The sequence below is a fragment of the Lacticaseibacillus pantheris DSM 15945 = JCM 12539 = NBRC 106106 genome, assembly GCF_001591865.1.
GTDB classification, from domain to species: Bacteria; Bacillota; Bacilli; order Lactobacillales; family Lactobacillaceae; genus Lacticaseibacillus; species Lacticaseibacillus pantheris.
The window spans coordinates 23,818-29,824 of sequence record NZ_BCVS01000015.1 but is presented as its reverse complement, the minus strand read 5'-3'; the positions used below and the strand labels follow the sequence as shown (position 1 = coordinate 29,824).

Below are 6,007 nucleotides of genomic sequence, written 5' to 3'. Positions count from 1 at the left end.
GGCAGTGGCTACTACTCCGACCCCACACGCCTCCGCTCACCGGGCCGACCGACGCGGCCGCACGCTAATGTGGTAGCGATAGCACGGGGGTTGTGACTATATCCGCGGTGGCCGGGCCGGGGTGGTGCGTTTCGCGATAACCGTTGCTAGTGCGAAGAACTCAACTCGCCACACGAGAGCGTGTTTCATTCAAATCTGCGTGACGCATGCGGCCAGCGCTAAAACCAAAAATGTTTACGCGACCCAGAACCGCTAACGCACCAGACTGTTACTTATCCCATGTGGACAAAAGTATGGTTAGTGCTCTAGTGTATGGATGGAACCCGTGGGTGGAATTGGGGACGGAGGCGTCGTGCCTGGAGACGTAATTGCTGCGACCCCGGAGCGTGCGGGTGTAGCAACCTACGGCGTAAGGCGCGTAAGCCGCATTCCCCAAGTCCACCCGCGTGTTCCCCGCCGCATACTAGTTCACCCCCCTGGTGGAATTTGCCATGTCTGGTAGAATAAGAGATAAAACGTTAAGGGGACCCGGACATGGAACCACATTTAATCATTACGGATATTGACGGCACGCTGGCGGTCGACCACCAGCACGTGTCGCCCGACACAGCGGCCGCGCTCAACCTAGCCATGGATGCGGGCAACCCGTTCTTCGTAGCTACGGGGCGGATGTACGCGCTGGCCAAGATCATCGCGGACCAGGTCAGCGACCGGGCTGGTGTGATTGGAGCCAACGGGGCCGTCTACGACTTTTCCGGTCAACGGGTACACCACCTGCTGGGCGTTGAGGCACTCACGCAAACCAACAACGTGACCACGCGCCATGGGCTGTCCGCGTTTTACTTTAGCGACGACACGGTTTACTATACGCAGACGCCGCCCACCTTTGTGGAGGCTGCCTTGCGCGTCTTCCAACCTGACGGGCTAACCGTCGGCGTTAAGCAGGTGGGCACGCTGGATAACCTCCTGAAGCGGGCTGACCGCATCACCAACGGGATTGTGATTAGCCCCCGGGACGCTGAGGGGTTGCGCCGCACTCAGGAAGAGCTGGCGGCCACTGACCTGATGCACGTCTCCGCGTCAAATCACGACAACATGGAGCTGATCCCGCGGGGAATCGATAAGTCTACGGCGGTGCAGGAGCTACAGGCAAAGACGGGGATTCCGGCTGCCCGCACCATCGTCTTTGGCGACGGCATGAACGATATCGGCATGATGAAGCAGGCCGGCATCAGTGTGGCGATGGGCAACGCGGTTTCTGCGGTGAAGGAGATTGCCGCTTACACCACGGACGACAACGAGCACGACGGTATCGCTAAATTTTTGACCGAATACTTGGGCACGAAATAAATGAGAATAGTTACGCAAAAGGGTTGACGTTTATGCGTTAACACTTTCATTTTGAGACGATTTACGCCATACTGTGACCGTTTACAAGTCCGCCAGTGGTGGGTTTGCTCTATGCGGTTTCTAATCGGTCGGTGCTTGCAAAACACCGTACTACGGGGATGCTGATGGTCGGTAAATAAGTTTAAGAATTGCGGCGGGTGGCCAATTCGTGAGCAAACGCTATTTACTTTAATGGCATTTTAATGTATTGTTTTACTATTAGATTTAGCGTAGTGACATTCTGTGACTACCGAACAAATACATATCGTCATCTTCTTAGTGGCATTATGTTTGTTTAAGTAAGCGAGGGAGCACGCACATGGCAAAATATCTTGCAAAACGAATCTTCTTTCTGATTTTAACGCTGTTCATCGTTGCGTCCATCACCTTCTTCCTAATGAAGATGTTGCCAGGGACGCCATACAACAACCCGAAAGTTACCGGGGCACAGTTGGCTGCGTTAAACAAAGCCAACGGGTTGGACAAGCCGGTTTGGTACCAGTACCTCAAGTACATGGTGGGCCTGGTTCACGGCGATATGGGTACTAGTTACCAGTTTGCCGGCCAGAGTGTTAGCCACCTGATTATTTCCCGAGTCGGACCATCCTTCCAGATTGGTGCTCAGGCGATGATCGTGGGTACGTTGCTGGGAATTCTGCTGGGTGCGATTGCCGCAATCCGCAAGAACACCTGGGTAGACTCCACGGCGACTATTTTCGCCATCCTGGGACGTTCGATTCCTAACTTCGTCTTTGCCTGCCTGCTACAATTCTGGTTGGCATACAAGTACCAGATCTTCCCAATTGCCCTGTGGGACGGGTTCAGTTCCTCCATCCTGCCAACGATTGCCCTGGCCATGGCGCCATTGGCACAGACGGCGCGGTTCATGCGGACCGAAATGGTGGACGTCCTGAACTCCGACTACATCGATTTGGCCCGGTCAAAGGGTGACTCCAAGTGGCAGGTTGTGGCTAAGCACGCCCTGCGGAACTCCATGATTCCTATCGTCACCATCATTGGACCGATGGCGGTTGACCTGATGGTTGGTTCGCTGGTTGTTGAAAACATCTTTGCTATTCCTGGTATTGGTGAACAGTTCGTCCGTTCCATCCTGACGAACGACTACCCAACCATCATGGGTCTGACCATGCTGTATAGTGTCATGCTGGTCGTCATCATCCTGGTCGTCGACATTCTCTACGGGTTCATTGACCCACGTATTCGCTTATCCGGGGAGGCAAACTAATGGCTGACTACAAAATCACCGCAGACAGTTTCAAGCCGGCGCACATTGCCAAAGAGCAACAGGAAAAGCTCGGCACCGACAACATGACGTTCATGCAGGATGCGATGCGGCGCCTGCGTCACAACAAGATGGCGATGATTTCGTTGTGGATCATCATTGCGTTCATCGTTATCTCATTGCTCAGTTTCTTCTTTTCACCGTCAAATCCTAATACCCAGCACCTGAAGTGGAACAACTTGCCACCAAAGATTGCTAACTGGAGTATTCCTGGTTTCCGTGGTTACGGTGTTTCTGCCGGCGCCAAGGTGAACGTGTACGCACAGAACAACGTGCCGAACAACGTTTGGTTTGTGCTGGGCACTGACAGCCTAGGCCGTGATATCTTTAGTCGTATCTTAGTTGGTACACGTGTATCACTGTTCATCGCCTTCATGGCTACGCTGTTCGACCTGACCATCGGTGTGGTTTACGGGCTGGTTTCCGGTTGGAAGGGCGGCATGGTTGATACCGTGCTACAGCGGATTATCGAAATCATCAGCTCCATTCCTAACCTGGTTGTTGCCATTCTGATGCTGTTGGTGTTCAAGCCAGGTCTGACTTCCATCATCATTGCCATCGGGTTTACCGGGTGGGTGACGATGGCCCGACTGGTGCGCGCGCAAACCCTGCAAATTAAGGACCAGGAATACGTCCTGGCCGCGCGAACGTTGGGTGAGTCATCCGTCAAGATCGCGATGAAGCACCTCATTCCTAACTTGAGTTCAACCATCATCATTCAGACGATGTTCACGATTCCGACGGCCATCTTCTTTGAAGCCTTCCTGAGTTACATTGGGATTGGTATTCCATCACCAACGGCTTCCCTGGGGACTTTGCTCTCTGATGGGCAGAAGAACTTCCGGTTCCTGCCGTACCAGATGGTCTACCCGGCCATCGTCATTTCCGTACTGATGATTAGTTTTAACCTGCTGGCCGATGGGCTGCGGGACGCATTTGACCCACGTACGACGCGCTAGGAGGTGAGCCTGTTGAGTAAAATTCTTGAAGTCAAAGATCTACAAATTGATTTCCACACGTACGCCGGCACGGTTCACGCCATCCGCGACGTTTCGTTTAGCTTGGAAAAAGGTGAGACGCTCGCCATCGTTGGTGAATCCGGTTCGGGTAAGTCCGTTACCCTGCGGACGTTGATGGGTTTGCTGGCTAACAACGCCGTGGTTAAAAGCGGCGAGGTTAACTTCAACGGTGAAGACGTATTGAAGAAGTCTGAAAAGGAACTGGATGCCATGCGCGGTAACGATATCGCCATGATCTTCCAGGACCCCATGACGTCTTTGGACCCAACCATGAATATCGGTAAGCAGGTGGCAGAACCGCTCCTGTTGCACAACAAGATTAGCCAGAAGGATGCCATGAAGGAAGCCGCCCGGGTGCTCGACCTGGTTGGTATTCCAAATGCGCAGAACCGGCTGAAGGATTACCCACACCAGTTCTCTGGTGGCCAACGGCAGCGGATTGTTATCGCCATTGCCATCATCAACAACCCGCAAATTCTGATTGCCGACGAGCCGACGACCGCACTGGACGTAACCATCCAGGCCCAGATTATCGACCTGTTGAAGGAATTGCAGACGAAGATTGATACCAGTATCATCTTCATCACCCATGACCTAGGGGTTGTGGCTGGGATTGCCGACCGTGTCGCCGTTATGTATGCGGGGAAGATTATCGAATACGGTACTGTGGACGAAATCTTCTACAACCCGAAGCATCCTTACACATGGGGCCTGCTGGAATCCATGCCGACTTTGGAAACCAAGAGTGACCGGTTATACGCGATTCCTGGTACGCCGCCCAGCCTAATTGATCCACCAAAGGGTGACGCGTTCGCTGCCCGGAACCAGTTTGCCCTGCAGATTGATACCGAGCAGGAACCACCATTCTTCCAGGTATCACCGACGCATGCGGCCGCAACGTGGCTGCTGCACCCGGACGCACCTAAGGTAGAATTACCACCAGAAATTCAGCGCCGCCAAGAAGTTTGGCAGCAAATGCATCCAGAAAAGGCGGGTGACTAACACATGGCAGACGAGAAAGAAAAGCTGGTGCAGGTACGTCACCTAGTACAGACCTTTAACCCCGGCAAGAAGACGGAAGTACGCGCGATTCAGGATATTTCCTTTGATATCTATCGTGGTGAAACCCTTGGCCTGGTTGGTGAATCCGGTTCTGGTAAGACCACGACAGGCCGCGCCATCATTCGGTTGTACAAGCCAACCAGTGGCGAGATTCTGTTTGATGGTAGCGACATTGCCGGGTTGCACAACGGTTCCAAGGAAATGAAGGAATTCCGGCGTGAGATGCAGATGATCTTTCAGGATCCCTACGCTTCTTTGAACCCCCGGATGAAGGTTAAGGATATCATTGCCGAAGGAATTGATATTCACCACCTGGCCAAAGACGATGACGACCGTGATGCTCAAGTGGCTAACCTGCTACAACTGGTTGGTCTGAACCCCGACCACGCCACCCGTTACCCGCACGAATTCTCTGGTGGGCAGCGGCAGCGGATTGGGATTGCCCGTGCTTTGGCCGTGCAACCGCAGTTCATCATCGCTGATGAACCGATTTCCGCGTTGGACGTTTCGATTCAGGCCCAAGTGGTCAACCTGTTGAAGAACATTCAGGATCAACGTAACCTGACGTACCTGTTCATCGCCCACGACTTGTCCATGGTGAAGTACATTTCTGACCGAATTGCCGTTATGCATTATGGCCGGATTGTCGAGCTGTCGACTGCCGATGAGGTGTACAACCACCCGTTGCACCCGTACACGCAGAGCTTGTTGTCCGCGATTCCGATTCCGGATCCGGAAGTACAGAAGCGGCGTGAGCGGATTTACTACGATGCTAGTGCCGAAAATGACGGTGCTGAGCGGAACATGGTGGAAATTACACCTGGACACTTCGTCTTTGCTTCTGATGACGAAGTGCAGGGGTATAAGGATCAGGCGGCTAAGTACGCTGCTGACGAACAGTAGTTATTTACCGTTTTAAAAAGACTTCCAGTTTGAGCTGGGGGTCTTTTTGTTTGCTTGTGAAAAATGGTGTCATCGAGTGTAAAACGACCTGTCAAGAACGATGTAACAGTCTTTTGATTGGTGGCTTGTGAAATGAGGCCGAATGAACGATGGGGTGCTAAAATTAATCCTCCACACTGCATAAACGCATAATTAAATAGTTAATGTTATCATCACTAAAAGTGTCAAGAATGATTGACATGGCGCGGTATTTATCATTTAATAAATTGGACGAACTGTATTCATTATGCAATTAGCGACAATACATACATTGGGGAATGTTTAGGTGTTA

General features: G+C 52.4%; 5 protein-coding genes. All 5 read left to right on the top strand.

Annotated features, from left to right (window positions below; all coding sequences use genetic code 11):
• The first annotated feature begins 534 nt into the window (after positions 1 to 534).
• The 5 genes from LPA02S_RS02945 (at position 535) to LPA02S_RS02925 (ending at position 5,676) form a co-directional block, all read left to right on the top strand.
• Entirely contained in the window at positions 535 to 1,350 is an 816-nt protein-coding gene (locus LPA02S_RS02945; protein WP_054649428.1) for a Cof-type HAD-IIB family hydrolase, read from the top strand.
• A 358-nt stretch (positions 1,351 to 1,708) separates the two neighbouring features.
• Complete coding sequence (gene opp3b / locus LPA02S_RS02940) at positions 1,709 to 2,635, top strand: oligopeptide ABC transporter permease (protein WP_054649426.1); 927 nt, start codon at positions 1,709 to 1,711, stop codon at positions 2,633 to 2,635.
• Positions 2,635 to 3,651 (top strand): ABC transporter permease, encoded by a 1,017-nt coding sequence (locus tag LPA02S_RS02935; protein WP_054649424.1) that lies wholly within the window; start codon positions 2,635 to 2,637, stop codon positions 3,649 to 3,651. The genes opp3b and LPA02S_RS02935 overlap by 1 nt, the downstream gene beginning before the upstream one ends.
• A 12-nt stretch (positions 3,652 to 3,663) precedes the next feature.
• The gene (locus LPA02S_RS02930; RefSeq protein ID WP_056956158.1) at positions 3,664 to 4,713 is read left to right on the top strand and encodes an ABC transporter ATP-binding protein; all 1,050 of its coding nucleotides are present in this window, start codon (positions 3,664 to 3,666) and stop codon (positions 4,711 to 4,713) included.
• A gap of 3 nt (positions 4,714 to 4,716) precedes the next feature.
• Positions 4,717 to 5,676: an ABC transporter ATP-binding protein gene (locus tag LPA02S_RS02925; protein ID WP_054649418.1), complete on the top strand. Its 960-nt coding sequence runs from the start codon at positions 4,717 to 4,719 to the stop codon at positions 5,674 to 5,676.
• Positions 5,677 to 6,007: the final 331 nt, after the last annotated feature.

Bases quoted from the DNA above. Each gene is read 5' to 3' on its own strand.
- LPA02S_RS02945 (WP_054649428.1), top strand. From the start codon at position 535: ATGGAACCACATTTAATCATTACGGATATTGACGGCACGCTGGCGGTC.
- opp3b (WP_054649426.1), top strand. From the start codon at position 1,709: ATGGCAAAATATCTTGCAAAACGAATCTTCTTTCTGATTTTAACGCTG.
- LPA02S_RS02935 (WP_054649424.1), top strand. From the start codon at position 2,635: ATGGCTGACTACAAAATCACCGCAGACAGTTTCAAGCCGGCGCACATT.
- LPA02S_RS02925 (WP_054649418.1), top strand. From the start codon at position 4,717: ATGGCAGACGAGAAAGAAAAGCTGGTGCAGGTACGTCACCTAGTACAG.